The following is a 3,264-nucleotide window of genomic DNA, read 5'->3' as shown; positions in this document are numbered from 1 at the left end:
TAACTATCAGATTGACAGCAAAAAAATTGCTGCAAAAATGTTAAAAAATATCAAGTAGGTGAAATAAATGCAAGCTGAGCTAAAAGAAGATTTAATCAGACTTTTAAAAGAAGAAAAAGAGCTTTATCAGGAACTTTTTGCGGTAGCTGAAGAAAAAAATGAGGCCCTTTTAGAAAATGATACAGCAGCCTTAAGTGAAATTTTAGCAGCTGATCAGGAAGTTATAGAGAAGATAGAAGCAAAAGAAAAAGAAAGAAAAGAGATTATAGAAAAAATTAAATCAGAATTTAATTTAAAACTGGAGCACGATAAATACAGTGATTTTATAGAAGAACTTCCAGCTGACTGGGAAGAAGATTTAAAGGATATTAGGCAAAAAATAATTGAACTGACAGATGATTTTTATAGTTTAAATGACCAGAACCAAAAGCTGCTTAATCAGGCCTTAGAAGTTAATACTTTTTCTATAGAAAGCATTTTAAAGAGCATTAAAGAAAACAAAAATACATATACTAAAAAAGATAAAGAGCAAAAAGAACAGCCTCGATTGTTAAACAAAAAGGTCTAAAGGTGGTTATATAAATGAATAATATATTTAGCGGTTTACATCTTGGCTTAAGAGCTTTAGAAACTCAAAGAAAATCTTTAGATGTAACCGGACATAATATAGCAAATGCAAATAATGAAGATTATAATAAACAGCGGGCAGTACAGAAAGCCTCTTATCCATATACAGCTCCGGGGCTTTCCAATCATGGAGGAGCCGGACAATTTGGAACTGGTGTTGAGATCGAAAGGGTTGAGCGGGTTAAAGATCAGTTTATTAATTCTCAGATCTTTAATGAAACTCAGACTGCTGGTTATTGGAATGAAAAACAGAAGGGTTTGGAAAAGATAGAATATATTTTTAATGAACCTTCTGATTCCGGAATAGATACAGCAATGGATCAGTTCTGGAATTCACTGCAGGATTTAAGCAACAACCCAAGTGATGATGCAGCTCGAAACATGGTCAGAGAAAATGCCAGAAATTTAGTTGATTCTTTTCAGAGTGTAGAAAGTCAATTAGTAGATTATAAAGAGAGCATAGATCAAAACTTAAATAATGCAGCTGCTAGTATTAATGAAATAACTACTAAAATTGCAGACCTTAATAAGCAGATTGTTTCTGTCAAAGGGAGTGGACAGAGTCCAAACGATCTTCTAGATGAGAGAGACGCCTTATACAAAGATTTAAACTCAATGTTAGATGTGCAGTCCAGGGAAGATGATCAGGGTAATTTAATTATATCTGCAGATGGAAAGCAGATTGTTAATGGTTCTGATGCATATGAACTGGAAATTATTGAAGATCCAGATAATGCTGACAAAAAAATACTTGGGCATAAAAAGACCGGTTCTCCAATTAATGTTAAAAATGGTAAGATTAAAGCCTGGATGGAAGTACGAGATACAATAATTACTGATAAGCTTGATAAATTAAATAAACTTGTAGAAGATATGGTAACTGATTTTAATAAGCAGCACAGAGCTGGTTATGATGCAGAAGGGAAGCAGGGTAAAGATTTTTTTGCCGAAATCACTAATTCTGACAAGGCAGTTTCTCAACTGGCTTTAACAGATGAGATTGATAATCCTGATGGTGGTTTGGCTAAAATTGCCGCCGGGAATACTGTTTCTGATCTTTCTGTTGTAGGAATTGAAAAATTAGACAGCAGTGATGCAGATGGTAAATTTGAGATTGATATTGCTACAAATGGTGATGATTATGATGTTACAGTTACTAATCTAGATACAGGAGAAGTATCGTCAACTAAAACTGTCACAGAAGCAGATGATTTAAAAATTGGATTTAATGCAGAAACTAATAGTTTTGAGACAGATCTTACAGCAGGTGACTTTATAATAACAGCAAATAGCAAAGGAACCGCTACAGTAGATTTAGGATACAGTATTGGTAATGGAGAAAATGCTAATGCTCTTTCTGATATCTTTAATCAAGATGGAAATAATGTAAAATCTGATTTTAGAAAAATCATTACTTCTGTCGGTGCTGAATCATCTAGAGCTCAGAAGATGGTAAATAACCAGGAAGTTGTTCTAAAACAGCTAAACACTCTTGACAGAAGTATTTCTGGAGTTTCTTTAGATGAGGAAATGGCCAATTTAATTAAATATCAGCAGTCATATGCAGCAGCAGCTAAATATATTAATAAAACAGAAGAATTACTGGATTCATTAATGACAATAGTTTAAGATATAGGAGTTGAAAAGAATGCGGGTTACTAACTCAATGATGGTGAGAAATATGTTAGACCATCTACAAAATAACTTAGGAGATTTAAATAACTTAAATGAACAGTTAAGTTCAGGTAAGTTGTTCCAGATGCCATCTGATGCCCCAATTAAGGTAGCGGATAGCATGAATTATAAGGCACAGTTAAATAGAAATAATCAGTTTCAGCGTAATCTTGATCAGGCAGAAAACTGGTTAAATACTACAGAGAGTGCTCTTAAAAGTGGAACTAAAGTAATTCAAAGAGCAAGAGAATTAACAATTTATGCTGCTAACGATTCGATGACATCTGATGACAGAAAAATGGTGGCTAAAGAAATGAAACAGTTAAGAGATGAATTAATTGATATCTCTAATGCTAAACTTGGTGACAGCTACATATTTTCCGGACAGAAAACAGGCGAAAAGCCATTTGAAGTAGTTGATAATGGAATTGGTGACTATGTTCAATATCAGGGTGATAAAAATGGTGTTAAGCGTAGATTAAATGAGAATGTTGAGATGCAGGTTAATCTTGATGGAGATGAAGTCTTTAAAAAAGAAATTGAAGCTTTAAATAAAATATATGATGATCTTGATTCAGGAAAAAGTGGAGAAGAAATAGGTGATAACCTTAATGCAATGGATACTGCAATTAATAATTATGCAGAATTAAGATCTGAAGTTGGGGGAAAACTGCAGCGGACAGGAAACATTATTAGTAGATTAGAAGCAAATGAAGTACATTTAAGAGATTTAAAATCCAAAAATGAAGATGCTGATTTAGCTGAGGTGATAACAGAGCTAAAGATGGAAGAAACAGTTTACAGAGCTTCTTTAGCCTCTGGCTCAAGAATTATGCAGCAGTCTTTAGTAGATTTTATTAGATAAATTTTTAGTTACTTTTATAACTATGGTTTAAAAATCCCATAGTTGTAATGGTTACTAAAACACCGTTGCTGGCAACACTATCGGCCGAAGTGTTGCTG

At 33.4% G+C, this 3,264-nt stretch carries 3 protein-coding genes; all 3 read left to right on the top strand.

The annotated features are described in order from the left end of the window. Positions 1 to 67: 67 nt before the first annotated feature. From CI949_RS18920 to flgL, 3 genes are read left to right on the top strand one after another with little or no spacing between them, the layout of a single operon-like run. Positions 68 to 568 carry a flagellar protein FlgN gene (locus CI949_RS18920; protein ID WP_089717070.1) on the top strand — a complete coding sequence of 167 codons (501 nt, stop codon included), beginning with the start codon at positions 68 to 70 and terminating at the stop codon, positions 566 to 568. A 14-nt stretch (positions 569 to 582) separates the two neighbouring features. Continuing rightward, positions 583 to 2,256: a flagellar hook-associated protein FlgK gene (gene flgK / locus CI949_RS18915; RefSeq protein WP_290769288.1), complete on the top strand. Its 1,674-nt coding sequence runs from the start codon at positions 583 to 585 to the stop codon at positions 2,254 to 2,256. Between the two features lie 19 nt (positions 2,257 to 2,275). Beyond that, complete coding sequence (gene flgL / locus CI949_RS18910; protein WP_290769285.1) at positions 2,276 to 3,166, top strand: flagellar hook-associated protein FlgL; 891 nt, start codon at positions 2,276 to 2,278, stop codon at positions 3,164 to 3,166. Positions 3,167 to 3,264: the final 98 nt, after the last annotated feature.

This window comes from Halanaerobium sp., from assembly GCF_003070835.1.
Note: the sequence above shows the minus strand (reverse complement) of the source record. Positions and strands in the feature narration are given on the sequence as shown.